Consider the following 22,737-nt stretch of genomic DNA (forward strand, 5'->3'; position numbering starts at 1 on the left):
CGCAGGCGGGAACCCATGCGGCGCCCGGCTCCGCTGGCTCAGCATGGATTCCCGCCTGCGCGGGAATGACGTGGCCGGCGGAGTCATTTCCCCATGAACAAGCCATACAAAATCCCCGTATCGGTGCTGGTGGTGATCCACACCGCCGACCTGCAAGTGCTGCTGATCGAGCGCGCCGCCAACCGGGGCTACTGGCAATCGGTCACCGGTTCGCTGGACGCGCCGGACGAGCCGCTGCTGGCGACTGCCGCGCGCGAACTCGTCGAAGAAACCGGCATCGTCGCCGACGGCCAGCGCATCGTGCTGCGCGACTGGCATCTATCCAACGTCTACGAAATCTACCCGGTCTGGCGGCACCGCTACGCGCCTGGCGTCACCCACAATACCGAGCACGTCTTCAGCGTCGAAGTCCCGCGCGACATCGTCGTCACGCTCAGCCCGCGCGAGCACGTCGACCACATCTGGCTGCCGCACCTGGCGGCCGCCGACAAATGCTTCTCCTCCTCCAACGCCGAAGCCATCCTCCAGCTGCCCCGCCAAACCCGGGGTCAGGTCTGACATTCGCACACGGTCTCAACTGCGAAGCAGTTGAGACCGTGTGCGAATGTCAGACCTGACCCCGGAGTGTGCGGCGGCGCACGTCGAGTTTGCTGCGGGGAGTAAAATAGGCCGCATGAAGATCCGTGTTGCTACTTATAACATCCATAAGGGCGTTTCCAGCATCCGTGCGGAACCGCGCGTGCTGGCGCTGAAACAGGCCATCGGCATGTTTGATGCCGATGTGGTTTTTTGCAAGAGGTGCAGGGCAAGCATGATCTGAAGGCCGCCAAATATGGCGCCGAACATCTGGGCCATAAGCATTGGCCCGCTGCGGCGCAGCATGAATATTTCGCCGGCGAATCGCGCCATTTGCATGCCGCCTATGGCATGAACGCGATCTATGACCATGGCCACCACGGCAACGCGCTGCTGAGCGCCTTTCCCATCGCCAGCCACCTGAACCGCGATGTCTCCGACCACGCCTACGAACAGCGCGGCATCCTGCATTGTGTGCTCGATACGCCGAACGGGCCGGTGCATTGCTACGTCGTCCACCTCGGCCTGTTCGAGGGCAGCCGCCGCCGGCAGACCCAGGCGCTGATCAACGCCGTCAGGGAAACCGCGCCCCACGGCGAGCCGGTGGTCATCGCCGGCGATTTCAACGACTGGCGCAATACCCTCAGCGCCGAACTGTACAACGCGCTCGGCGTGGTCGAGGCCTTCGACGAGATCGAGGGCGCGAACACCGCGCTCGGCGAGATCATGCGCAAGCTGCGCCGCAAGAGCAGCATCACCCCGGCGCGCACCTTCCCGGCCGCGCTGCCGTTCTTCCGCCTCGACCGCATCTACGTGCGCGGCTTCAAGGTTGACGCGGCAGAGGTAATGCATGGTAGTCTCTGGGCCAAGCTATCCGATCATGCGCCCATCGTCGCCTCGCTGACGCTGGCGTAGCGCCAACTATGCGACCAGTTAATTTTCTTGCTGATAACGAAGTCACCCTGCTCCACACCGGCACCGATTATTTCCCGGCCCTCATCGGCGCCATCGACGCCGCGCAGTACGAGGTGTACTTCGAGACCTATATTTTCGCCGGCGACGACACCGGCCAGCGCGTCATCGCCGCCCTGATCCGCGCCGCCCGGCGCGGCGTGCAGGTGCGCGTGATTACCGACTGGTGGGGCACCGGCCGCCGCCAGATCAACAGCATGCACGAGGTGTTCAGCGCCGGTGGCGTCGAGCACCGCATGTTCAATCCGTGGTTCAGGCGCGGCGTCACCCGCACCCACCGCAAGATCTGCGTGGTCGACCGCGCGCTGGCCTATGTCGGCGGCATCAATATCAACGACGATATGTTCTGCGATTACGACCACAGCAAGCCGCTGTCGGCGCCGCGCTGGGATTTCGCGGTGCAGGTGCGCGGCCCGCTGGTGGCCGAGATCCAGCTGGAGGCGGTGACCCAGTGGCGCCGGCTCGGCAAGCTGAGCCTGATCAAGCGGATCGGCCTGTACCGCGACATGCGCAAGGTCGAGAAGATCGCCGCCGCCCACGCGGTGCAGGCCGGCTTCGTGGTGCGCGACAACCTGCGCAACCGCCGCACCATCCAGCGCGCCTATTTGCAGGCGCTGGGCCGGGCCCGCAAGAGCGTGCTGCTGGCCAATCCGTATTTCGCCCCCAGCCGCAAGTTCCGCCGCGCGCTGACCTTGGCCGCCGAGCGCGGCGTCGAGGTGGTGCTGCTGATCGGCGTCGGCGAAATCTGGCTGCAGGACGCGGTGGCGCACTCGTTCTACCCGAAGCTGCTTGCGGCCGGCGTCAAAGTGGTGGAATATCATAAGACGCAGCTGCACGCCAAGGTGGCCGTCATCGACGACGACTGGGCCACGGTCGGCTCCAGCAATGTGGACGGGCTGAGCCTGTTCCTGAACCAGGAAGCCAATGTGGTGATCAAGGACGCGCGCTTCGCGCAGAGCCTGCGCCAGCACATCGAGGCGGCTATTGCCGACGGCAAGATCATCACCTATGATGATTTCGAGCACGTCGGCCATGTGCGCCGGGTCGGCTACGAAATTGCGTTTGTGTTCTACAAATTACTAATGCGGGTGTTCGCAGTGGGGAAATACGCGTGAGCGACGGTGTACGACTGGATAAATGGCTGTGGGCAGCGCGCTTCTTCAAGACCCGTTCGCTGGCCACCGACGCCATCTCGCTGGGCCGGGTGATCGTCAACGGCGACCGCGCCAAGCCGGCGCGCAACGTCAGGCTGGGCGACGTGCTGGAGATCGACAACGGCGCCGACCGGTGGGAGGTTGATGTCATGGGCCTGTCCGACGTGCGCGGCCCGGCGCCGGTCGCCCGCAACCTCTATGAGGAAACCGACGTCAGCGTGGCGCGCCGCGCCGCCGTGGCGGAAAACCGCCGCCTGTACCGCGAACCCGGCACCACCATCAAGGGCCGTCCGACCAAACGCGACCGCCGCGAATTGGACAAGCTCTAACTTAGTTTCTCTTCCGCATGCTGCGTCGCAGCAATAGAACCGCACCTCTAAAGGTACTGTTTGACATTCCCCGCAAGTGGATAATAGTACGAGCGTTCGCAATTCTTTTCACACAGAGTAAATTTATCTGGTGGAGAATAATCCTTCTCCACGAAATTACAAAAACTTACTCTGGGATGGCATCTTATTAATACCTCAACTAAATTTATGCGCAAAGGCGAGTTAACCCGCGCAGCGATCCTGGACATGGCGCTGGATCTGGCCAGCCGTGACGGCCTGGAAGGCCTGACCATCGGATTGCTTGCGGATAAGATGAACATGAGCAAATCCGGCGTGTTCGCACACTTCGGATCGCGTGAAGATTTGCAGTTGGAAGTGCTGAAGCTGTACCACCACCGTTTCGAGCAGGAAGTGTTCTTCCCCAGCGTGAAGGAAGCGCGCGGCATTCATCGCCTGCAGGCGATGTTTGCGCGCTGGGTCAAGCGGGTCAGCGTGGAAGTGGCCTCGGGCTGCATCTACATCAGCGGCGCGGTCGAGTATGACGACCGTCCGGGGCCGATCCGCGAAGAGCTGATGGCCATGGTCGGCGCCTGGCAGGGCGCGCTGCTGCGCTGCGTGAAGCAGTGCGTCGACTGCGGCGACCTGAAGGCGGGCACCGACCCGCAGCAGCTGGTCTACGAGATGTATGGCCTGATCCTGGCCCTGCATCACGACGGCCGCTTCATGCGCATCCCCGGCAGCCAGGAGCGGGCTGAACGGGGCTTTGAGCGCGTGCTCGAAACGTACCGCAACGCAGTGAAGTCGAATTAATCAAATCAAACTACAGTAGTCATCAGGAGAAAACCATGGGTCAATACGTCGCGCCAATCCGGGATATGCAATTCGTTCTGCACGAGCTGCTGAAGGTCGAAGATGAACTGAAAACGCTGCCGAACTACTCGGAAATCGATGCCGACATCATCAACCAGGTGCTGGAAGAGGGCGGCAAGTTCACCTCCGAAGTGCTGTTCCCGCTGAACCACAGCGGCGACCGCGAAGGCTGCCACTACGACGGCGCGACCAAGTCGGTGACCACTCCTAAAGGCTTCAAGCAAGCCTACAAACAATACGTCGACGGCGGCTGGGCCGCGCTGGCCTGCGATCCGGAATACGGCGGCCAGGGCCTGCCGGTGGTGATGAATAACTCGTTCTACGAGATGCTGAACTCGGCCAACCAGGCCTGGACCATGTACCCGGGCCTGTCGCACGGCGCCTACGAGTGCCTGAAAGAACACGGCACCGAAGAACAAAAGAAAACCTACCTGCCGAAACTGGTGTCGGGCGAATGGACCGGCACCATGTGCCTGACCGAGCCGCACTGCGGCACCGACCTCGGCATGCTGCGCTCGAAAGCGCTGCCGCAGGAAGACGGCTCGTGGCTGATTACCGGCAACAAGATCTTCATCTCGGCCGGCGAGCACGACATGTCGGAAAACATCCTGCACCTGGTGCTGGCCCGCGTGCCCGACGCGCCGGAAGGCTCGAAAGGCATTTCGCTGTTCCTGGTGCCGAAGTTCCTGCCGAACGCTGACGGCGGCATCGGCGAGCGCAACCCGATCTTCTGCGGCGCCATCGAAGAAAAAATGGGCATCCACGGCAACTCGACCTGCCAGATGAACCTGGACGGCGCCAAGGGCTGGATCATCGGCCAGCCGAACAAGGGCCTGCAAGCGATGTTCGTGTTCATGAACGCCGCCCGCCTGGGCGTCGGCATGCAGTCGCTGGGCCTGACCGAAGTGGCTTACCAGAACGCCGTGGTGTACGCCAAGGACCGCATCCAGATGCGCTCGCTGACCGGTCCCAAGAATCCGGAAAAGCCGGCCGACCCGATCATCGTCCACGCCGACGTGCGCCGCATGCTGCTGACCGGCCGCGCCTACGCCGAAGGCGCGCGCGCCTTCACCTCGTACGTCGCGCTGCAGATCGACCGCGAACTGCACCACCCGGACGAGGATGTGCGCAAGGAAGCGGCCGACGAAGTCGCGCTGCTGACCCCGATCGTCAAGGCCTTCATCACCGACAACGCCTGGATCGCCACCTCTGAAGCGATGCAGGTGTACGGCGGCCACGGCTACATCAGCGAGTGGGGCATGGAGCAGTACGTGCGCGACGCCCGCATCAACCTGATCTACGAAGGCACCAACACCGTGCAGTCGCTGGACCTGCTGGGCCGCAAGATTCTCGGCGACAACGGCGCCAAGCTGCGCAAGTTCGGCGAGAAGATCAAAGCCTTCGTTGAAGAAAACGGCCTCGATGAAAACCTGAGCGAATTCATCACCCCGCTGGGCGACCTGGGCGACAAAGTCACCAAGCTGACCATGGAAATCGGCATGAAGGCCTTCCAGAACGCCGACGAAGTGGGCGCCGCCGCCGTGCCTTACCTGCGCGTCGTCGGCCACCTGGTGTACAGCTACTTCTTCGCGCAAATGGCCAAGATCGCGCTGGAAAAACAGGACAGCAGCGACACCTTCTACAAAACCAAGCTGGCGACCGCGCGCTTCTACTTCGCCCGCCTGCAACCGGAAACCGCCACCCTGATCCGCCAGGCACGCTCGGGCTCCGCCAACCTGATGGCCCTCGACGCCGACCTGTTCTAAGAGGAAACGACAATGACCAATTTCATCGTTAAAAAAGTAGCCGTGCTGGGCGCCGGCGTGATGGGCGCGCAGATCGCCGCCCATTGTGTCAACGCCAAGGTGCCTGTGGTGCTGTTCGACCTGCCGGGCAAGGAAGGCACGCCGAAGAACGGCATCGTGCTGAAAGCCATCGAAGGCCTGAAAAAGCTGTCGCCTGCGCCGCTGGGCAACAAGGAACACGCGGCGCTGATCGAAGTCGCCAACTACGAAGACGACCTGGCCAAGCTGGAAGAGTGCGACCTGATCATCGAAGCGATCGCCGAGCGCCTGGACTGGAAACACGACCTGTACAAGAAAGTCGCGCCGCATATTTCGGCTAACGCCATCTTCGCCTCGAACACCTCGGGCCTGTCGATCGGCAAGCTGGCCGAAGGCTTCGACGCGGACCTGAAGGCGCGCTTCTGCGGCGTGCACTTCTTCAACCCGCCGCGCTATATGCACCTGGTGGAAATCATCCCGACCCCGGACACCAAGCCGGAGATCGCCGACCAGCTGGAAGGCTTCCTGACCTCGACGCTGGGCAAGGGCGTGGTGCGCGCCAAGGATACGCCTAACTTCATCGCCAACCGCGTGGGCGTGTTCGGCATCCTGGCCATCGTCCACGAAGCCGAGAAGTTCGGCCTGTCGGTGGACGTGGTCGATGACCTGACCGGCGCCAAGCTGGGCCGCGCCAAGTCGGGCACCTTCCGCACCGCCGACGTGGTCGGCCTGGACACCATGGGTCACGTGATCAAGACCATGCAGGACTACCTGCCGAACGATCCGTTCGCCGCTGTCTACAAAACCCCGGAAGTGCTGGCCAAGCTGGTCGAGAAGGGCGCGCTGGGCCAGAAATCCGGCGCCGGCTTCTACAAGAAGGTCGGCAAGGATATCCTGCGCCTGGACTTCGCCACCGGTGAATACGTGCCGGGCGGCGCGAAGGCAGCCGATATCGTGGCCCGCATCCTGAAGGAAAAAGATCCGGTCAAGAAAATGAAAGCGATGCGCGAATCGACCAACCCGCAGGCGCAGTTCCTGTGGGCGATCTTCCGCGACGCCTTCCATTACATCGCCGTGCACCTGGAAGACATCGCCGACAACGCGCGCGACATCGACTTCGCCATGCGCTGGGGCTTCGGCTGGACCGTCGGCCCGTTCGAAACCTGGCAGGCCTCCGGCTGGACCCAGGTGGCCCAGTGGGTCAAGGAAGACATCGACGCCGGCCACGCGCTGAGCAGCGCGCCGCTGCCGGCCTGGGTGTTCGAAGGCCCGGTGGCCGAGAAGGGCGTGCATACGCCGGAAGGTTCGTGGTCGCCGAAAGCCAACGCCTACATTCCGCGTTCGGACCTGGCCGTGTACAAGCGCCAGGAATTCCGCGCGCCGGTGCTGGGTTCGGGCGAAATCGACGGCCGTAAAGCCGGCACCACCGTGCATGAAGACGACGATGTGCGCATCTGGCACTCGGGCGACGAGGTGCTGGTCATTTCGATGAAAACCAAGCTGCACGTGATCAGCCCGGGCGTGATCGCCGGCTTCAAGAAAGCCCTGGCCGAAGCCGAGAAAAACTTCAAGGGCCTGGTGATCTGGGCGGCTGACGCGGCCGACGGCGGCGCCTTCTCGGCCGGCGCCGACCTGCAATCGGCGCTGCCAGCCTTCATGAGCGGCGGCGCCAAGGCAGTCGATCCGATCATCAAGGAACTGCAAGACACCTTCATGGCGATGAAATATTCGAACGTGCCGGTGGTGGCCGCGGTGGCTGGCCTGGCACTGGGCGGCGGCTGCGAAATGGCGTTGCACGCGTCGAAGCGCGTGGCCTCGATCGAATCGTACATCGGCCTGGTGGAAGTGGGCGTGGGCCTGATTCCGGCCGGCGGCGGCCTGAAGGAAGCGGCGCAGCGCGCCTACAAGGAAGCCAAGGGCACCGACATCCTGCAATTCCTGAAAAACGGCTTCACCAACGCGGCCACCGCGAACGTGTCGAAATCGGCGCTGGAAGCGCAGGCGATGGGCTACCTGAAAGAAGACGACGTGATCGTGTTCAACCCGTACGAACTGCTGTACGTGGCCAAGACCGAAGCGCGCGCCATGTTCGACAAGGGCTACCGCGCGCCGCTGAAGGCGCCGATCCAGGTGACCGGCCGCTACGGCTGGGGCACCATCAAGGCGCAACTGGTCAATATGCGTGACGGCGGCTTCATCTCCGCGCACGACTTCAAGCTGGGCGACATGATTGCCGAAATCGTCAGCGGTGGCGATATCGACCAGGGTTCCTTCGTGAGCGAACAGTGGCTGCTGGACATGGAGCGTAAAGCGTTCCTGGAGCTGCTGAACCATCCGAAAACCCAAGAGCGCATCATGGGCATGCTGCAAACCGGTAAGCCAGTCCGCAACTAAGGAATAAGACAATGAGCAAACAAGTTCAAGACGCATACATCGTCGCAGCGACCCGCACCCCGATCGGCAAGGCGCCGCGCGGCATGTTCAACAAAACCCGCCCGGACGACCTGCTGGTGCGCGTGATCCAGTCGGCGCTGGCACAGGCGCCCGGCCTGGACCCGGCGCTGATTACCGACGCCATCATCGGTTGCTCGTTCCCGGAAGCGGAGCAGGGCTTTAACATCGCCCGTCAATCGGTGCTGCTGGCCGGCCTGCCGAAGACCGTCGGCGGCGTCACCATCAACCGTTACTGCGCTTCCGGCATCACCGCGCTGGCCATGGCGGCCGACCGCATCCGCGTGGGCGAAGCCGACGTCATGCTGGCCGGCGGCGTGGAGTCGATGTCGATGGTGCCGATGATGGGCCACCATCCTTCGATGAACCTGAATATGTTCACCGACGAAAACGTCGGCATGGCATACGGCATGGGCCTGACCGCCGAGAAGGTGGCGGCGCAGTGGAAGGTGTCGCGCGAAGACCAGGACGCGTTCTCGGTCGAATCGCACCGCCGCGCCATCGCCGCGCAGCAGGCCGGCTTCTTCAAGGACGAAACCACCCCGGTCGAGATCATCACCCGCACGCCGGACCTGGCTACCGGCGAGATCAAGGTCAAGACCCGCACCGTCGATACCGACGAAGGCGCGCGTCCGGATACCAGCCTGGAAACCCTGGGCAAGCTCAAGCCTGTCTTCGCGGCCAAAGGTTCGGTCACTGCCGGTAACAGCTCGCAGATGTCCGACGGCGCCGGCGCGCTGCTGGTGGTGTCGGAGAAAATCCTGAAGGAACACAACCTGACCCCGCTGGCCAAGTTCTCGTCGTTCGCTGTCAAGGGCGTGCCGCCGGAAATCATGGGCATCGGTCCGAAGTTCGCGATTCCAGAGGCGTGCAAGGCCGCCGGCATCACCCAGGACCAGCTGGACTGGATCGAGCTGAACGAGGCGTTTGCCGCGCAGGCGCTGGCCGTGATCCGCGATCTGGGCCTGGACACCGCCAAGGTCAACCCGATGGGCGGCGCGATCGCGCTGGGTCACCCGCTGGGCGCGACCGGCGCGATCCGTGCCGCGACCTTGGTGCACGCCCTGCGCCGCAATAACCTGAAATACGGCATGGTGACCATGTGCGTAGGTGCAGGCATGGGCGCAGCCGGCATCATCGAGCGCGTGTAATACAAATACAGCCGCAAAACCGTCATTCCGGCGAACGCCGGAACCCATACTTCGCTTGCAGTCATGCGTTCTATGGGTTCCGGCCTTCGCCGGAACGACGTCAGGCCAGGAGACACAAATGGAAATTTTGAGCAGCATAGAAAACGGCATCCTGACGCTGGAGTTCAACCGTCCGGAGCGCAAGAACGCCATCACCGCCGCCATGTACCAATCGATGGCCGACGCGCTGACCGCCGCCGAAACCGACACCGCCGTGCGCGCCATCCTGCTGGCCGGCAAGCCAGAGATTTTCACCGCTGGCAACGACCTGGAAGACTTCATGAAAACCGCCCCGACCGGCGGCGCGATTGAAGACCGTTCCGTCTACAAATTCATGATGGCGCTGAGCGGCGCCACCAAGCCGGTGGTGGCCGCCGTGGCCGGCAACGCCGTCGGCATCGGCACCACGCTGCTGATGCATTGCGACCTGGTCTACGCCGCCGACAACGCCAAGTTCTCGATGCCGTTCGTGCAGCTGGGCCTGTGCCCGGAATTCGCGTCCAGCTTGCTGCTGACGCAAATCGCCGGCTACCCGCGCGCGGCCGAAAAGCTGATGCTGGGCGAAGCCTTCGGCGCGCAAGAGGCGCTGGACATGGGCCTGATCTCGAAAGTGCTGCCGGTGGACGAACTGCGCGCCTACGCCGAAGGCCAGGCCGCCAAGCTGGTTGCGCTGCCCGCCAGCGCGATCCGCGTAACGAAAGAGCTGATGAAAGCCGCTCGCAAGGCGCCGACCAGCGAAACCATCGCCGCCGAGAACATCCACTTCAGCAAGATGCTGTCCTCGCCGGAAGCCAAGGAAGCCTTCATGGCCTTCTTCCAGAAACGCAAACCGGACTTCACCCAGTTCGCTTAATGTGGCAGGTAGCGCAGGGCAGCGAAAAGCAAGCTGGTCTGCGCGATGGAGATGGTGACGAGCCATTTCAGCATGTCCGCCTTGAGCGATTGAATCTGTTCCTTCACATACAGCTGTACCCATTCTTTTAGTCGGGCTTCAAGCGCGTCCAGATCATCCTTAGTGGCGACCTGGGCCATTACCTCGGCCAGCATTTGCGCGTGCACCTCCGCTTGCCCGCGCGGTACGCCGACGGTCTCCAGTCGTTTGCAATAGCCAGGAATGTCGAGGGCGTTCATGCGGAGCAGTATGCGCTTGGCCCGGGCAATTTCAAGGGCCGCACATTTGACACGCATCAGGAAGTGACACGTTGAGACAGGATGAATTGTTGCGGGTCATGCAGGCGTGTTCGTTGCAACGTTTCCGCCTGCTTCGCGACGAAGGTTACTGCAAACCTTTACGCGGCCACTTCTTTCGACCAGCTCGCGTACCAGCTGCGGAACAGCGCGTACTGCATCTCGGCGTAGCGGCGCTGGCTGGCGCTCAGTTCGTCGGTTTCGTTGAAGTGCAGCGTGTACTCCTTTTCGCCGTTCAGTACCATCAAGTACTTATAGAACAGCACCAGCAGCGCCGCTTCCAGTTATGCGATTAAATGCAGGCAACTCATCGTCACGGGCGGCGCTAACACGGCCCTCGTGCTGGAACGACAGACTCGATTGATTTCATTTGATCAGTACGGCCCTACCCCGGTGGATTGCAACGCACGCGTTATGAGCCGTATCAACAACTGGGACTGAACGTCGTTGCAGTATCGCTTTTCGTCTTACTGAACAGGAGATGGAAAGTGGTAGTGCCTGCTTGCATGGCGTATCGGCGCGCGATACGATCATGATTAGGAACTTTCGTCATAAAGGGCTGCAACGCTTCTTTGAGACAGGAAGCCTGGCCGGCATTCAGGCAGCGCACGCTGCGCGTTTGATGGCGAAGATGTGATTCTGGTCGATTATTCTGACTATCACTGAAATGTGGAGGCGAGATGGCGCGTATGCATAATCCACCTCATCCAGGTGAGGTGCTCAGAGAATATCTTGGTAGCCTGATAGTTTCTGATGTCGCTACACATCTCAGTATGAGCGCCCTGGCCTTGCAGGGTATTGTTGATGGGGATGCGGATATTTCCGCCGACATAGCTTACCGACTGGGCGACGCTTTTGGTACCAGTCCCGAATTTTGGGCTGGCATGCCGCTGGAGTACGATCTGTATCAAGCTGGAAAATTGCAGCGACCGAAAATCGAGCGGCTGGTGCCTGCGACAAGCGACTTGGTCTAACGGCGTTGGCTCTCCAGCGGCACCAGCGCCTCGCGCGCCGGCATCCGGCTTGCCGAACTCGGCCACGAGCGCATTCTGTGGCAGCGAAACGCCTTCCGACAATTCGGCCGCCACGATCTTACGGCGCAAGGCGCTTGCCGCCTGCGCTGCAACAGTGCTTACCGCAACGCTTTTACGCGGCCACTTCTTTCGACCAGCTCGCGTACCAGCTGCGGAACAGCGCGTACTGCGTTTCGGCGTAGCGGCGCTGGCTGGCGCTCAGTTCGTCGGTTTCGTTGAAGTGCAGCGTGTACTCGTGGTCGCCGTTCAGCACCATCAGGTATTTATAGAACAGCACCAGGTCGGCGCCCTCGTCGAACGACGACAGCACCAGCAATGCGGCTTCCAGCTCGCGCGCCTGGCGGCGCGCCACGGCGTCGCCGGCGGCAGCCTTGCGCGACAGCGACACCAGTTGCAGCACCTCGCGCGGCAGCGCGTTGCCGATGCCGGTGATGGCGCCGGTTGCGCCGCAGTTGACGAAGCCATGGAACACTTGGGTGTCCACGCCCACCATCAGCGTGACGTTGTCGTCCTGGCTGGTGATGTGTTCGGCCGCGTAACGCAGGTCGGCGGCGCCGCCGAACTCCTTGAAGCCGATCAGGTTGGGGTGCCTGGCGCGCAGTTCGAAGAACAGGTCGGCGCGCGTGGCGAAGCCGTAGTACGGGCTGTTGTAGATCACCGCCGGCAGCTTCGGCGCCGCTTCCAGAATGGCCGAGAAGTGCGCCTTTTGCGCCGACGGCGACGAGCCGCGCGACAGCACGCGCGGAATCACCATCAGGCCGCTGGCGCCAACCTTGGCTGCGTGGGCGGCGTGCGACACCGCCTCCTTCGAGTTGACCGCGCCGGTGCCGACGATCACCGGCACACCGGCCGCCGCCAGCCGCGCCACGCCTTCCTGGCGCTGTGCTTCGGTCAGCAGCGGCCAGTCGCCCATCGAGCCGCAATACACCACGGCGCTCATGCCGGCGTCGACCAGCTCGCGGCCTTTCCTGACCAGCGCGTCGTAGTCGGGCGTGCGGTCGGCTTTGCAAGGCGTCATCAGGGCCGGGATGGTGCCGGTGAAAATATTCTCGCTCATGGTGTTCCTTCAGGCTGGGTGAATGGGATGGGCAGCATTTAGCCAGCTTTGGATGTTTTATACAATCCAAACATGGCGGTTGTGCCGCTTTAGTCATCCGTCATGCTGATTTCTACCAAGCCTGCCCCGTCGTTCCCGCGCAGGCGGGAACCCATGCTGAGTTCGAAGCACGTCGGCTCTATGGATTCCCGCCTGCGCGGGAATGACGGGGAGCATCAGTTCAGGCGGTTACCGGCGTCAACGGCCGGGCGGCATTGCGCCGCTCCAGCAGCACCGACAGGCCCAGCACCGCGATGCCGCCGACCGCCAGCAGCGCGCCGACCGGACCGGTCGATTGCAGGCTCATGCCGTGGGCGATCGCCAGGCCGCCGCACCAGGCGCCGGCCGCGTTGGCGAAGTTGAAGGCCGAGTGATTCAGCGCCGCCGCCACCGTCTGCGCGTCGCCGGCCACGTCCATCAGGCGCGTCTGTACGGCCGGCGCGACCGCGATGCCGCAGCCGATGGCGAACAGGTTCAGCGCCACCGTCCAGACATTGCCGCTGGTGTAGTAGAACGCCGTCAGCGCCAGCACATTCCACACCAGCGCGCCGAAGATGGTCCACAGGCGCGAACGGTCGGCGAACCAGCCGCCGACCAGGTTACCCACCGTCATGCCGACACCCATCATCGCCAGCAGCACCGGCACCATGCCCGGCGCCACCCTGGTCACTTCCAGCAGCGTCGGCGTAACGTAGGTGTAGACGGCGAACAGGCCGCCGAAGCCGATCGACACCATCAGCAGCGTGACCCATACCTGCAGGCGGCGGAACACGCCCAGCTCGCGGCGCGGGCTGGCGTCGCCGGCGGCCATGAACGGCACGTAGCGGCCGACCATCAGCGCTGTGGTCACGCCCAGCACGCCGACCACCAGGAAGGTCGAGCGCCAGCCGAAGCCCTGGCTCAGCCAGGTAGCCAGCGGCACGCCGACGATGTTGGCGATGGTCAGGCCCAGCAGCACGCGTGATACCGCCTGCGCCCGCTTGGCCGGCTCGGCCATCGCGGCCGCCACCAGCGCCGCCACGCCGAAGTAGGCGCCGTGCGGAATGCCGGCGATGAAGCGGGCGACGATCAGGCCGACATAGCCGGGCGCGGCCGCGCTGAGCAGGTTGCCGGCCGCGTACAGCGACATCAGCAAAATCAGCATGGCGCGGCGCGGCATGCGTGCCAGGAAGATGGTGATCAGCGGCGCGCCGACCACCACGCCCAGCGCATAGGCGCTGATCATGTGGCCCATGTCGGGCAGGCTGGCGCCGAGGTCGCCGGCAACCACCGGCAGGATGCTCATCGAGGCGAATTCGCCGGTGCCGATTGCCAGGCCGCCGATGGCCAGGGCCAGGCTGGCCATGCCGGCGCCGCGCGGCGCGGTGATGAGGGAGTGTCAGAAATCGGTTCGTGGTGCATCGGAAAGGGGCAAAACTGCGAAGAAAAAGGGTCAACGATAGCACGTTTGGCGGTTTGCCGCTGACGCCAACCAACTGTTACTATTGCAATTCTGAAACATTGCAAGAGGAGCTAGCATGAAATACATGGGCACTTTGCTGGCCGCCGCCACGCTCGCCCTGGCCGCCCCCGCGCATGCGGAGCAGGGCCGGCTGTGCGTGGACGAGGCCTGCCTCGGCATGACGCTGGCCGAGGCCGAAGCCTTGCCACTGGCGCCTGCGCGCTATGCCTTCAAGCTCGGTGGCAAGGGCGACCACCATGGACTCGACAGCAGCGGCCAGCGCGTCAACTACGCCGAAACGGGCGAATTCGACGCCGCGGTGATCCGCCAGTTCCGCAGCGGCGTGGCGACCGTGTGCAGCTTCGGCAGCGCCACCGCGCGGCTGACCGGCAGCGACGACCGGCAGCTCGTGCTGCTGTTCGTCGCCGCGATGAAAAATGGCAAGGGCGAACTGGTGTTGAGCGAAATCGGCAGCTTCTTGCCGAAGCAGCTGAGCGAAGCCGAGGTGCAGCGCGTCAAGGCCGAGGCACGGGCCAGGTATGGCAAGGCCTTCAGCGCCACGTGGTCGAAGACCATTACGCGCCCGGACGTGGCGCTGTACCAGAACCGCATGGTCGGCAACACGCTGACGCTGCGCCTGCCGGAGCAAGACGTCGGCGCCGCCCTGATGGCGCAGCCGGGCTGTGCCGGGGAGTAAGTATTATCGTGCGACGCACCCAAGGCATTTCATCATATATTTGAACTTTTGTTGTGTTTTGATGAAGGGGATGATATGAAGAAACTGATACTTGCACTCGCCTTAACCGGACTGGCCGGCGGCGCGCTGGCCGACACCAATGTGGCCCTGAACAGCGCTGTCAGCCTGTCGGGCAGCGGCTTCTGGAACAGCCCGGGCTCGGGCGAGGGGATTCCCGCCACCCCGGCCAGCCTGGTGGACGGCGTGTTCCAGCCTGACAGCACGACCTGGAACCAGCACTCGGTGTTCTGGACCGGCCGCGACGCCGCCATCACCATCACGCTGCAACAGGCCGCCTCGGTCAAGCAGATTACGCTGCAAGCCGACAACAACGACCGCTACCTGGTCGAATACCTCGACAACACGCAGTCCTGGCAAGAACTGAGCGTGCTGGGCCAGCCCGCCGTCTGGGGCCTGAGCACCAGCACCTACAACCTGAGCGCGCCGGTGGTGGCGTCGGCCTTCCGCATCAGCGGCACGCCAACCGGCGACGCGCGGTTTGCTGTCGCTGAATTCCAGGCCATCGGCACGCTGGCGGCGGTGCCGGAGCCGTCCACCTACGGCATGCTGGGCGCCGGCCTGGCGCTGCTGGGCTTCGCGGCCCGCCGCCAAGGCCGCAAGCAGGCCTAAGCTTTACGCCATTCCCCGATGATGCTGGCGGCGATGATCATCGCAGCGCCGAGCACCGCCAGCGCGGGGATGTGCTCGCCGGCCAGCAGGCCGAACACGCCGGCCCACACCGGCTCGCCGGCATAGATCAGCGTCGCCTTGGTGGCGCTGACCTGGCGCTGCGCCCAGTTCATCACGTACTGGATGGCGGCACTGGCCATGCCCAGCGCCAGCGCGCACAGGAAGAACAGCGGCGCCAGGCCGGGCAGGCTTTCGCCGGCCACCGGCATGGCGATGAACGCCAGCAGCGCAGCCACCGCCAATTGCACCACCGTGACCCTGGCCACATTCACGCGCGAGGCGTAGCGGCCGATCAGGATGATTTCCGCCGATATCGCCAGCGCGCCCAGCGCGGTCAGCATTTCACCGTGGCCGAAGCCGCCGCGCATGCCTTCCGGCCCCGCCAGGCAGGCCAGGCCGATGAACGACATCGCTGAACCGACCAGTGCCGCCACGTGCGGCTGCTGGCGCTGGAACAGCCATTGCAGCAGCGGCACCGTCGGCACGTAGAAAGCGGTGATGAAGGCCGATTTGCTGCTGGTGATGTATTGCAGGCCCAGCGTTTGCAGCGAGTAGCCGGCAAAGATGCAGGCGCCGATCGCCAGGCCGGCGCCCAGCTCGAGCGCGGTGAAGCCGCGCAGGTGGCGGCGGCTCAGCGCGGCCGCGATCAGCGCGGCGATGGCGAAGCGGGTGCCGACGAAGGCCAGCGGGCCGGCTGTGTGCACGGCGGTCTGGACGATGAGGAAGGTGCCGCCCCAGATCATCGTGACGACGACCAGCGACAGCTCCGCCCAGCGGGAGGAGGTCAGGTTCATGATAGAATATGCGCAAAATATTTCTCATATTATGATGCGCAATATAATGCACAGTCAAGACACTTCGTCGCCCGCGCTCGCCCATGCGGCCGAACACGTGCGCCGCTACCGGCAGCAGCAGGGGCTGAGCCAGGAACAGCTGGCCACGCGTGCCGGCCTGAGCCGGCGCATGATCAACGGCCTGGAGGCCGGCAGCGCAAATATCAGCCTGTCCAATCTGGATGCGATCGCGCTGGCGCTGGGCGTGCGCTTTGTCGACCTGGTGCGGCCGCCGCAGGCCGACAACCGCGATATCCGCAGCGTGATGTGGCGCGGCGTTGGCGCCGACAGCCAGGCGGTGTTGCTGGGCGCGGCGCCGGCCGCGCACATGGTGGAGTTGTGGACCTGGTCCTTGCACGGCGGCGACCGTTACGACGCGCAGCCCGATATGCAGGGCTTTTCGGAGATGATCCTGGTCACCGAAGGCGTGCTGCATATCGAGTTTGAACACGAGACCCGGCGGCTGGCCGTTGGCGAGTTTGCCATCTTCAGCAGCGCGCAGCGTTATGCCTACGTCAATCCGGGAGCGGCGACCGCGCGCTTTGTGCGCAATGTAATCAGCTAGGCAGCAGTTGCAACAAGCCGGCCGCCAGCAGCAGCGCCGTCCACGCGCGCGCCAGCGTGCCGGCGCTGAAGGTCCAGATGATGGCGGCGGCGTAGAACACAAAGCTGAGCAGCATGCCGGTGAGGGCGGCGTCGGCGCGGGCCATGAACAGCGCGCACAGCGCCGCCAGTCGCGCGCTCGCCAGCGCGGCCAGCGCATAGCCGCCGAAGATGGCGGTCAGTACGCGCGCGCCGGTGTGCCAGCGCCACGGCGTGGCCGGACGCAGCCGCCAGCCGGCCCATGCCAACAGCACGCCGCACAGCAGCAGGCCGGCGTCGGTGGCGGCGATCAGGCCGTTGCCGCCGGCCAGCAGTCCGGCGTGGGCGTCGGCCGGCGCGGTGGCGATGTTGAGCAGCGGCAGCGCGGCAAACAAGGCGCCGCCCAGCATCAGCTGCGCCATCCACATGCGTCGGGCCGGCCAGCACAGCGCGGCAGCCGACAGCACGCCCCAGCAGAGGAAGAAGCCGTTGATTTCGGCCACCGCGCGCTGCGCCAGCTCTGCCGGCAGCAGGCGGTTGAGCCAGAAGTAGGCGCCGATGGCCGCCGGCAGCGCGGCGATGGTGATGATGTTCAGGCTTTCCGCCAGGCGCAGGCCGGGCGGCGGCTGCTTGCGCTGGCGCGCCTTGACGGTCCACAGCAGCATGCCGGTGCCCATCATCGCGCAGCACGCCAGGCCGGAGATAAACAGCAGCCCGCGCAGCGAGGGCTCGGCGAAGTGCCCGAGGTGCAGGCCGATCATGGTGTTGCGCGTTGCGGCGGCGGCCGACTGCGCGTCGCCGCTGCGCTCGGCCAGCGTGCCGTCAACGCCGCTGAAGAACAGGCTTTGGCGCTGGTTCGACAGGCGCCCCGACTCGTCGCGCTGGACGATGTAGCGCGCCGCCGCGTCGTTCGGCCGCTGCACGGTCAGGCGCGCCGCCAGCGCGCCGTCCCATTGGCGGGCCGATTGCGCCAGCACGTGCGTGACGTCGGCCAGCGGCGCTGCCATGCCGAGCGCCGGCGCCAGTCGCGGCGCCTGCGGGAACACCGCGCCGACGAATGCGTTGCGGTCGTCGGGATACAGCTGCTTGACCGCCCACGGCATGGTCAGCAGCATCAGCGTCACCAGGCCGCTGTAGCAGATCATGGTGTGAAACGGCAGCGCCACCACGCCGAGCGCGTTGTGCGCATCGAGCCACGAGCGCTGGCCCTTGCCGGGCCGGAAGGTGAAGAAGTCGGCGAAGAAGCGCCGGTGCGTGATCACGCCGCTGATCAGCGCGACGAACATCACCATGGTGCAGATGCTGACGATCCAGCGCCCCCACAGCACCGGCATATAGTGCAGCGTGAAGTGGAACACGGCAAAAAAGCCGCCGCCGCGCGTGTCGCGCGCTTGCTGCAGCAGGTGGCCGTGGCCGTCCAGCGTGGCGCTTTCGAAGGTGCCGGCGGGGCGGCCGGCGCCCGGCGCCAGGCGTTCGCCGCGTGCGCTGGTCCAGCTGATGCCGGTGTAAGGCTTGCGCTGCTGCGGCAGGTCGATGATCCAGCTGTCTGCCTGCGGCGCGATCTGTTGCAGGCGCGCCAGCGCCATGCGTGCGGCGTCGGCCTGCGCGGCCGGCGTGGCGGCGGCCGGAATGCCGCTGTGCCACTCGGGCTGCATCCACAGGCTGATCTCGTCGCGGTAGTAGGCCGCCGTGCCGGTGATGCAGACCACCAGCAGCAACCATCCGGACAGCAGCGTGGTCCAGGTGTGCAGCCACGCCATCGACTGGCGCAGGCCGCCGTTCATGCGGCTCCCCTTGCGGCGGCTGGGGGAGCGCTGGCCGGCGCCGTCATTACAGGTCCGTGCTGACCGACAGCCGCACGCTGCGCGGCGCGCCCACCACCAGCACGCCGCGCGAGGCGGACGACCAGTAATCGCGGTTGGCCACGTTGTCGATGTTCAGGCGGAACGTGGTGTCGCGGCCGTTGATTTTGGTGGCGTAGCGCGCGCCGATATCGAAGCGGGTCCACGACGGCGTGCTGCGCGCGCGGGTGTTGCCGGTGTCGATGAACATGCGGTCGGTGTAGACCATGCGGCCGGTGACGGTGGCGCCGGCCAGGAACGGCAGATCCCATTCGCTGCCCAGGTTGAGGTTGTTCTTCGGCACGCCACGGGCGCGGCGGCCGTCGGTCAGGCCATCCTGGGTGCGGATCAGGCGCGCGTCGATGAACGAGTAGCCGCCCAGCAGGCGCAGGCCCGGCGCCGCCTCGCCAAAGGTGTTCAGTTCGAAGCCGCGGTTGCGCTGCTCGCCGTCGAGCGCGAAGATCGGGCGCGGGTCGGCGTTGTCCGAGGCTTTCTCGATGCCGTTCTGCAGCGTGATCTGGTAGATATTGCTGGTGACGGTCAGCTTGCCCAGTTCGTACTTGAGGCCCGCCTCGTACTGCTTGCTCGGATACGGATCGAAGATCTGCGCCGAGTTCTGGTAGTAGGTCGACGGCGTCGGCCCCGGCATCAGCGATTCCATGTAGTTGCCGTACACCGACCAGTGCGGCGTGACCTTGACCACCAGGCCCAGGGCCGGCGAGACCTTGTTGGAGTTGCGGTCGCGCGTCACTTCCAGCGCGCCGGCGGCGGTGCGGCGGTAGAAGATGCTGCCGATCGCCTGATTGCGCGCGCCCACCATCAGCAGCACCTGGTCGTCGAAGAAGCCCATGGTGTCGGAGAAGGCGGTCGACTTGGTGTTGTAACGGTTCAGCATGTCGACATCGCGGCTGATGCCGCTGCCGTCACGGTAAGGCTCGGCCACCGGGTGGTAGAGGTTGGAGGCGGCCGAGCTGCCCACCGCCAGCGTGGCCTGGCCACGGCGTGCCGTGACGTCGCCGCCGCCGAACACCACCGCGTGCGTCACCGCGCCGGTGACGAACTTGCCGCGCAGGCTGACGTTGGTGCCCTTGTTGGTGCTGCGGCCCGGTATCCAGAACACCGAGCCGGACAGGTTGCCGCTGGCGTCGTCGATGGTGCTGACCGCTTGCAGGTAGACCTCGTTGCTCAGCGACTGGCCGTGGCTGGCGGAAAATGTCCAGTCGGGCGCGAGCTCGTATTCCAGGCCCAGTTGCAGCGAGCGGTTATCCGAATCGAAGGTTTCCCACGCTTGCTTGAAGTTGGTCGAGGCGTGCGGTGCGCGCGGGATCGGCAGCGAGCCGCGGATGCGGGTGGCGGCCAGGCCGCCATGCAATTCCTTTTCCTGGTAGGTGCCGTCGGCTGTCAGGCGCAGCTTGTCGCCGCGATAGTCGAGCGCCACGGCGGTGAACGCCTGGCGGTTGGCGGTGTGGTCGATGGCGCCGTCGCCGTTCTTGTAGACGGTGTTGATACGGGCGCCGAACTGCTTGTGCTCACCGAAACGGCGCCCCAGGTCGAAGTGCGCGCCCAGTTGCGATTGGGAGGCGAAGCTGCCGGTGAACTGCGCGGTGGGCGTGTCCTCGGCGCGCTTGAGCACGTAGTTGATCGAGCCGCCGACCGACGAGCCCCATGGGCTGACGCCGTTCAGCAGGGCGCTGGGGCCTTTCAGCACCTCGACGCGGTCGACCGCCTCGATCATGGCGCCGCGATTATCGCCCAGGCCGGCGATGCCGTTGATCATGATCTCGCGGCCGAACATTTCAAAGCCGCGCACCATGATGATGTCGGCCTCGCCGTCGACGGGCGAGCTGTTGCGCACCGACGGGTCGTTTTCCAGCACGTCCATCAGGCCGCGCACCTGCTGGTCCTGCATCAGCTTGGCGGTGTAGCTGGTCTGGTTGAATGGCGCGTCCATCACGTCGACATTGCCCAGCAAGCCAAGGCGGCCGGCGCGCGCCACCTGGCCGCCCGGCGCCGCCGGCACGTCGGTAGCGGCGCGCACCTGAATCGCTTGCAGTTTCGCGTCGGCCGGCGCGGCGCTGGCGGCGGCGCGGCGCAGCAGGTAGCTGCCGTTGGGCTGGCGCGCCGCCTCCAGGCCGCTGCCGGCCAGCAGCTTGCCCAGCCCCTGGTCCACCGTGTGCTGCCCTTGCAGGCCGTCGCTGCGCAGGCCGGCGGTCAGCTCCGGCACGAACGACAGCATGATGCCGGAGGCGCGGCCGAAGCGGTTCAGCGCGTCCTCCAGCGGGCCGGCGGCAATGTTGTAGTTGCGGGTGTCGGCCGCCTGGACGATGATGGGCAGGGTGGCGGCGACGGCCAGGGCGAGCAATTTGACGTGCATGGGAACCTTTCGCGGAGAGGAAGTGTGTTGTCTTACTTCCTATGTCACGCGAAATATCGAAACAGACCAGGTTTTATGAAATATTTTTGGCGCCAGGCGGATGCCGCTGCGGTAGCGGCCCCAGAAGCGGGTGCGGGTCTCGATGTTCAGGTCGAGTGTGGCCGACACGGTTTCCAGCACCAACTGCACGTCGTCGAGCCGGTAGCTGCCCGAGACGCGCAGCCCGGCCGCCTCCGGCGCGCAGCTCAGCGCGACCTCGCTGTAGCGGCTGAGCTCGGCCAGGAAATCGCCCAGGCGCATGCCCTTGGCGATCAGGAAGCCGTCGGTCCAGGCGATGCTGTCCTCGTCGGCCGCCAGCGACGGCATGATGGCGTCGGCGCCGAACAGCGCCTGCTGGCCGGCCTGCAAGGTGCGCGACGGCGTGCCGCGCGCCGGCCGCAGTTCGACCGCGCCGTCGAACACGCTGACCTGGGTGGCCGCTTCATACAGGCGCACGGCAAAGCGCGTGCCCAGCGCCTGCAGCGTGCCCTGCGCGGTGCGCACGGTGAACGGGCGCTGCGCCGGGTCGTGGGCGGTGGTGACGACGATTTCGCCGGCGCGCAGGCGCAGGCGGCGGCCGTGCTGGTCGTAATCGACGTCGAAGGCGGCGCCGACGTTCATGGCGACCGCGCTGCCGTCGGCCAGCGCGACATTGCGGCGCCGGCCGTCGCCGCTGCGCTGGTCGGCAGTCCAGGTGCGCCACGGCAGTTGCTGTTGCGCGGTCCAGGCCAGGCCGCCGGTGAAGAACAATACCGTCAAGGTCTTGACCGCGTGGCGGCGCTGGCGGCTGCGCGGCGTCAGCAGCGCGGCGGCGGCGGCCGGATGCTGCGGGCCGCCCAGCGTGCGCAGCCTGCCGTTGACCGCCTCGATGCGCTGCCGGGCGCGTTCGTGGTCCGGGTGGCTGTCGCGCCATTGCTGCCAGGCCAGGCGCACCTCGTCCGGCAGCGGCTGCGCCTGCAGCTCGACCATCCATGCGACGGCGCGCTGGGCAACGCCTGGCGGCACCACCATGGCGTTCATAGTTCCACCCCGTGGGCGCCGAAGTAGCATTGCTGGCCGGCCTTGACCAGGTAGCGCTTGACGGTGGTGATGGATATGTCCAGCGCCGCGGCGATCTCGGCGTGGCTCAGATCGTCCAGCTGGCTCATCAGGAAGGCGCGCTTGACCGGCAGCGGCAGGCCGCCCAGCATGCGGTCGATGGCGCTCAGCGTTTCCAGCACGATGGCGCGCTCCTCCGGCGAGCAGGCAAGCGGTTCCGGCAGCGCCGCCAGCGCTGCCAGGTAAGCCTGTTCCAGCTGCTGGCGGCGGTAATGGTTGGCCAGCACGCGTTGCGCCACCGTCGTCAGGAAGGCGCGTGGTTCGCGCGCGGCCACCGGCTCGGCGCGCGACAGCAACTGCATGAACGTGTCGTGCGCCAGATCGGCGGCCTGGTGCATATCGCCCAGCCGCTTGCGCAGCCAGCCGCGCAGCCAACCGTGATGGTCGCTGTAGAGCACAGTGATTTCGCGTTGCAGGGCGCTGTCGGGCGGCATGGGATCGATTAAATGAGAACAATTC

20 protein-coding genes and 2 pseudogenes are annotated in these 22,737 nt (G+C 65.2%); 13 read left to right on the forward strand and 9 right to left on the reverse strand.

Annotated features, from left to right (window positions below):
- The first annotated feature begins 93 nt into the window (after nucleotides 1–93).
- The 9 genes and pseudogenes from nudB to ACRQ5J_RS04100 all read left to right on the forward strand — a co-directional run bounded on the left by nudB (nucleotide 94) and on the right by ACRQ5J_RS04100 (nucleotide 10,179).
- Complete coding sequence (gene nudB / locus ACRQ5J_RS04060; RefSeq protein WP_432381237.1) at nucleotides 94–558, forward strand: dihydroneopterin triphosphate diphosphatase; 465 nt, start codon at nucleotides 94–96, stop codon at nucleotides 556–558.
- Nucleotides 559–673: 115 nt separating this feature from the next.
- Nucleotides 674–1,491 (forward strand): annotated as a pseudogene (locus ACRQ5J_RS04065) (endonuclease/exonuclease/phosphatase family protein).
- An 8-nt stretch (nucleotides 1,492–1,499) separates the two neighbouring features.
- Nucleotides 1,500–2,663 (forward strand): cardiolipin synthase ClsB, encoded by a 1,164-nt coding sequence (gene clsB, locus ACRQ5J_RS04070; protein WP_432381238.1) that lies wholly within the window; start codon nucleotides 1,500–1,502, stop codon nucleotides 2,661–2,663.
- Entirely contained in the window at nucleotides 2,660–3,031 is a 372-nt protein-coding gene (locus ACRQ5J_RS04075) for an RNA-binding S4 domain-containing protein (protein ID WP_432381239.1), read from the forward strand. Before clsB ends, ACRQ5J_RS04075 begins: the two co-directional genes overlap by 4 nt.
- A 207-nt stretch (nucleotides 3,032–3,238) precedes the next feature.
- Nucleotides 3,239–3,841 (forward strand): TetR/AcrR family transcriptional regulator, encoded by a 603-nt coding sequence (locus tag ACRQ5J_RS04080; protein WP_432381240.1) that lies wholly within the window; start codon nucleotides 3,239–3,241, stop codon nucleotides 3,839–3,841.
- A gap of 35 nt (nucleotides 3,842–3,876) precedes the next feature.
- Nucleotides 3,877–5,667, forward strand: a complete 1,791-nt coding sequence (locus tag ACRQ5J_RS04085) for an acyl-CoA dehydrogenase C-terminal domain-containing protein (protein WP_432381241.1) — start codon at nucleotides 3,877–3,879, stop codon at nucleotides 5,665–5,667.
- A 12-nt stretch (nucleotides 5,668–5,679) separates the two neighbouring features.
- Nucleotides 5,680–8,079, forward strand: a complete 2,400-nt coding sequence (locus ACRQ5J_RS04090; RefSeq protein ID WP_432381242.1) for a 3-hydroxyacyl-CoA dehydrogenase/enoyl-CoA hydratase family protein — start codon at nucleotides 5,680–5,682, stop codon at nucleotides 8,077–8,079.
- 11 nt (nucleotides 8,080–8,090) lie between these two features.
- A complete protein-coding gene (locus ACRQ5J_RS04095) occupies nucleotides 8,091–9,287 on the forward strand; it encodes an acetyl-CoA C-acyltransferase (protein ID WP_432381243.1) in 1,197 nt (398 codons plus the stop codon).
- Between the two features lie 118 nt (nucleotides 9,288–9,405).
- Nucleotides 9,406–10,179, forward strand: a complete 774-nt coding sequence (locus tag ACRQ5J_RS04100) for an enoyl-CoA hydratase (protein ID WP_432381244.1) — start codon at nucleotides 9,406–9,408, stop codon at nucleotides 10,177–10,179.
- On the opposite strand, the gene ACRQ5J_RS04105 is transcribed toward ACRQ5J_RS04100, so the two are convergent.
- Both ACRQ5J_RS04105 and ACRQ5J_RS04110 read right to left on the reverse strand, forming a co-directional pair.
- Nucleotides 10,176–10,457 carry a hypothetical protein gene (locus ACRQ5J_RS04105; RefSeq protein ID WP_432381245.1) on the reverse strand — a complete coding sequence of 94 codons (282 nt, stop codon included), beginning with the start codon at nucleotides 10,455–10,457 and terminating at the stop codon, nucleotides 10,176–10,178. The two genes, ACRQ5J_RS04100 and ACRQ5J_RS04105, sit on opposite strands and share 4 nt — an antisense overlap.
- 158 nt (nucleotides 10,458–10,615) lie before the next feature.
- Nucleotides 10,616–10,795, reverse strand: a pseudogene (locus ACRQ5J_RS04110) (dihydrodipicolinate synthase family protein); the annotation flags it as partial.
- Nucleotides 10,796–11,194: 399 nt separating this feature from the next.
- Between ACRQ5J_RS04110 and ACRQ5J_RS04115 the strand changes: the two are divergent.
- Nucleotides 11,195–11,488 carry a HigA family addiction module antitoxin gene (locus tag ACRQ5J_RS04115; protein ID WP_432381246.1) on the forward strand — a complete coding sequence of 98 codons (294 nt, stop codon included), beginning with the start codon at nucleotides 11,195–11,197 and terminating at the stop codon, nucleotides 11,486–11,488.
- Nucleotides 11,489–11,660: 172 nt separating this feature from the next.
- On the opposite strand, the gene ACRQ5J_RS04120 is transcribed toward ACRQ5J_RS04115, so the two are convergent.
- Both ACRQ5J_RS04120 and ACRQ5J_RS04125 read right to left on the reverse strand, forming a co-directional pair.
- Nucleotides 11,661–12,605, reverse strand: coding sequence for a dihydrodipicolinate synthase family protein (locus tag ACRQ5J_RS04120; RefSeq protein ID WP_432381247.1), 945 nt, complete (start codon nucleotides 12,603–12,605; stop codon nucleotides 11,661–11,663).
- A 220-nt stretch (nucleotides 12,606–12,825) separates the two neighbouring features.
- Nucleotides 12,826–13,989, reverse strand: a complete 1,164-nt coding sequence (locus tag ACRQ5J_RS04125) for an MFS transporter (RefSeq protein ID WP_432381248.1) — start codon at nucleotides 13,987–13,989, stop codon at nucleotides 12,826–12,828.
- 172 nt (nucleotides 13,990–14,161) lie between these two features.
- Here ACRQ5J_RS04125 and ACRQ5J_RS04130 point away from each other — a divergent pair, with 172 nt between their 5' ends.
- Both ACRQ5J_RS04130 and ACRQ5J_RS04135 read left to right on the forward strand, forming a co-directional pair.
- Nucleotides 14,162–14,782, forward strand: a complete 621-nt coding sequence (locus ACRQ5J_RS04130) for a hypothetical protein (RefSeq protein ID WP_432381249.1) — start codon at nucleotides 14,162–14,164, stop codon at nucleotides 14,780–14,782.
- A gap of 75 nt (nucleotides 14,783–14,857) precedes the next feature.
- A complete protein-coding gene (locus ACRQ5J_RS04135) occupies nucleotides 14,858–15,451 on the forward strand; it encodes a PEP-CTERM sorting domain-containing protein (protein ID WP_432381250.1) in 594 nt (197 codons plus the stop codon).
- Here ACRQ5J_RS04135 and ACRQ5J_RS04140 read toward each other — a convergent pair.
- Nucleotides 15,448–16,305 carry a DMT family transporter gene (locus tag ACRQ5J_RS04140; RefSeq protein WP_432381251.1) on the reverse strand — a complete coding sequence of 286 codons (858 nt, stop codon included), beginning with the start codon at nucleotides 16,303–16,305 and terminating at the stop codon, nucleotides 15,448–15,450. The two genes, ACRQ5J_RS04135 and ACRQ5J_RS04140, sit on opposite strands and share 4 nt — an antisense overlap.
- 46 nt (nucleotides 16,306–16,351) lie before the next feature.
- Between ACRQ5J_RS04140 and ACRQ5J_RS04145 the strand changes: the two genes are divergently transcribed.
- Entirely contained in the window at nucleotides 16,352–16,909 is a 558-nt protein-coding gene (locus tag ACRQ5J_RS04145; protein ID WP_432381252.1) for a helix-turn-helix domain-containing protein, read from the forward strand.
- On the opposite strand, the gene ACRQ5J_RS04150 is transcribed toward ACRQ5J_RS04145, so the two are convergent.
- Genes ACRQ5J_RS04150 through ACRQ5J_RS04165 form a run of 4 tightly spaced genes read right to left on the reverse strand, consistent with a single transcriptional unit; the run spans nucleotide 16,902 to nucleotide 22,712 of the window.
- On the reverse strand, nucleotides 16,902–18,710 hold the full coding sequence (locus ACRQ5J_RS04150; RefSeq protein ID WP_432381253.1) for a PepSY-associated TM helix domain-containing protein: 1,809 nt from the start codon (nucleotides 18,708–18,710) through the stop codon (nucleotides 16,902–16,904). The two genes, ACRQ5J_RS04145 and ACRQ5J_RS04150, sit on opposite strands and share 8 nt — an antisense overlap.
- A 46-nt stretch (nucleotides 18,711–18,756) precedes the next feature.
- Nucleotides 18,757–21,141 (reverse strand): TonB-dependent siderophore receptor, encoded by a 2,385-nt coding sequence (locus ACRQ5J_RS04155; RefSeq protein WP_432381254.1) that lies wholly within the window; start codon nucleotides 21,139–21,141, stop codon nucleotides 18,757–18,759.
- 39 nt (nucleotides 21,142–21,180) lie between these two features.
- A complete protein-coding gene (locus ACRQ5J_RS04160; protein WP_432381255.1) occupies nucleotides 21,181–22,200 on the reverse strand; it encodes a FecR domain-containing protein in 1,020 nt (339 codons plus the stop codon).
- On the reverse strand, nucleotides 22,197–22,712 hold the full coding sequence (locus ACRQ5J_RS04165) for a sigma-70 family RNA polymerase sigma factor (RefSeq protein WP_432381256.1): 516 nt from the start codon (nucleotides 22,710–22,712) through the stop codon (nucleotides 22,197–22,199). The genes ACRQ5J_RS04160 and ACRQ5J_RS04165 overlap by 4 nt, the downstream gene beginning before the upstream one ends.
- Nucleotides 22,713–22,737 lie beyond the last annotated feature (25 nt).

The sequence above is a fragment of the Duganella sp. P38 genome, assembly GCF_050859475.1.
GTDB lineage: Bacteria > Pseudomonadota > Gammaproteobacteria > Burkholderiales > Burkholderiaceae_D > Rugamonas.

Coding starts and splice junctions, on each gene's coding strand:
- nudB (WP_432381237.1), top strand. CDS start 94: ATGAACAAGCCATACAAAATCCCCGTATCGGTGCTGGTGGTGATCCAC.
- ACRQ5J_RS04155 (WP_432381254.1), bottom strand. CDS start 21,141: ATGCACGTCAAATTGCTCGCCCTGGCCGTCGCCGCCACCCTGCCCATC.
- ACRQ5J_RS04100 (WP_432381244.1), top strand. CDS start 9,406: ATGGAAATTTTGAGCAGCATAGAAAACGGCATCCTGACGCTGGAGTTC.
- ACRQ5J_RS04115 (WP_432381246.1), top strand. CDS start 11,195: ATGGCGCGTATGCATAATCCACCTCATCCAGGTGAGGTGCTCAGAGAA.
- ACRQ5J_RS04120 (WP_432381247.1), bottom strand. CDS start 12,605: ATGAGCGAGAATATTTTCACCGGCACCATCCCGGCCCTGATGACGCCT.
- ACRQ5J_RS04130 (WP_432381249.1), top strand. CDS start 14,162: ATGAAATACATGGGCACTTTGCTGGCCGCCGCCACGCTCGCCCTGGCC.
- ACRQ5J_RS04090 (WP_432381242.1), top strand. CDS start 5,680: ATGACCAATTTCATCGTTAAAAAAGTAGCCGTGCTGGGCGCCGGCGTG.
- ACRQ5J_RS04085 (WP_432381241.1), top strand. CDS start 3,877: ATGGGTCAATACGTCGCGCCAATCCGGGATATGCAATTCGTTCTGCAC.
- ACRQ5J_RS04140 (WP_432381251.1), bottom strand. CDS start 16,305: ATGAACCTGACCTCCTCCCGCTGGGCGGAGCTGTCGCTGGTCGTCGTC.
- ACRQ5J_RS04145 (WP_432381252.1), top strand. CDS start 16,352: ATGCACAGTCAAGACACTTCGTCGCCCGCGCTCGCCCATGCGGCCGAA.
- ACRQ5J_RS04095 (WP_432381243.1), top strand. CDS start 8,091: ATGAGCAAACAAGTTCAAGACGCATACATCGTCGCAGCGACCCGCACC.
- ACRQ5J_RS04080 (WP_432381240.1), top strand. CDS start 3,239: ATGCGCAAAGGCGAGTTAACCCGCGCAGCGATCCTGGACATGGCGCTG.
- ACRQ5J_RS04135 (WP_432381250.1), top strand. CDS start 14,858: ATGAAGAAACTGATACTTGCACTCGCCTTAACCGGACTGGCCGGCGGC.
- ACRQ5J_RS04165 (WP_432381256.1), bottom strand. CDS start 22,712: ATGCCGCCCGACAGCGCCCTGCAACGCGAAATCACTGTGCTCTACAGC.
- ACRQ5J_RS04105 (WP_432381245.1), bottom strand. CDS start 10,457: ATGAACGCCCTCGACATTCCTGGCTATTGCAAACGACTGGAGACCGTC.
- ACRQ5J_RS04150 (WP_432381253.1), bottom strand. CDS start 18,710: ATGAACGGCGGCCTGCGCCAGTCGATGGCGTGGCTGCACACCTGGACC.
- ACRQ5J_RS04160 (WP_432381255.1), bottom strand. CDS start 22,200: ATGAACGCCATGGTGGTGCCGCCAGGCGTTGCCCAGCGCGCCGTCGCA.
- clsB (WP_432381238.1), top strand. CDS start 1,500: ATGCGACCAGTTAATTTTCTTGCTGATAACGAAGTCACCCTGCTCCAC.
- ACRQ5J_RS04125 (WP_432381248.1), bottom strand. CDS start 13,989: ATGGCCAGCCTGGCCCTGGCCATCGGCGGCCTGGCAATCGGCACCGGC.